The 933-nt window shown below is 49.7% G+C and carries 1 protein-coding gene; it reads left to right on the top strand.

All coding sequences use genetic code 11. The features are described from left to right. Positions 1-49: 49 nt before the first annotated feature. Positions 50-933 (top strand): hypothetical protein (locus J7438_RS26030; RefSeq protein WP_209278937.1); only part of this gene is annotated, 884 nt, incomplete at its 3' end.

Raw genomic sequence — 933 nt, 5'->3', positions numbered from 1 at the left:
AGCAACTGATGTTGAGTTAGGGAATATTAACAGGGAAGTGGAGGTGATCATGGATCGATATACCTCACATGGTGTTACTTTCAGGCAGGTCATGTTGTTCGGACTGCTGGTGCTGTTATCTTTCAGGGCCAACGCTGAAGCGGTTTCCAGTGATTACGCAGCAACGCCTCCCTTGATCAGTAATACATCGGAACCACTGGTGATGCTGGTGATGTCCGTTGACCATGAACTTTTTAAAAAAGCGTATAGCGATTATACGGACCTGGATTCGGATGGACGACTGGATACCAGCTATGTGGACAGTTTTGACTATCTCGGGTATTTCGACAGTGACTGGTGCTATCAATACGCTTCCGGACGCTATTCTCCGGTAGCCCAAGCCACCGGTGATCACGGGCATTATTGCACCACCTCTCAGGCTCCCTGGAGTGGTAACTTTCTGAACTGGGCCACCATGACACGGATGGACATCCTCAGAACGGTGCTTTTTGGCGGAAAGCGATCCACGGATACCGATAATCAAACGATACTGGAACGGGCTTATATCCCCAGAGACGTGCATGCATTTGTCAAAATTTACAGAAGCAGTGAATCGGGCATTCCCACCGGGAATTTTACGCCCTATAACAACAGTGAGATCAGTCTCTGCAATGTTGCCGGTTCCGAAAATGGCACGCCTGAAGTCAGGATTGCCAGGGAGGCCTGGCCGCGCTGGGCTTCTACAGAAGTAAAGCAGTGCCAGTGGGGTGCACAGAACAGTCCTTCTACCAGTTACAGATTAACGACAAACGATGTTTATATTAACGCCTGTGTAACCGGTAAAGATGCCGCAAATACGGATCGCTGTAAGCTGTACAGCACCGGCAAGAGCAAACCCGTCGGCTTGCTTCAGCAGTATGGCGAGTCAGGGGATATCCGTTTTGGTTTGATCAG

The organism is Thalassotalea sp. G20_0, assembly GCF_017744175.1.
Taxonomy (GTDB): domain Bacteria; phylum Pseudomonadota; class Gammaproteobacteria; order Pseudomonadales; family Endozoicomonadaceae; genus Endozoicomonas.
The sequence above is the reverse complement of the archived record's forward strand: the minus strand, read 5'-3'. Positions and strand labels throughout refer to the sequence as shown.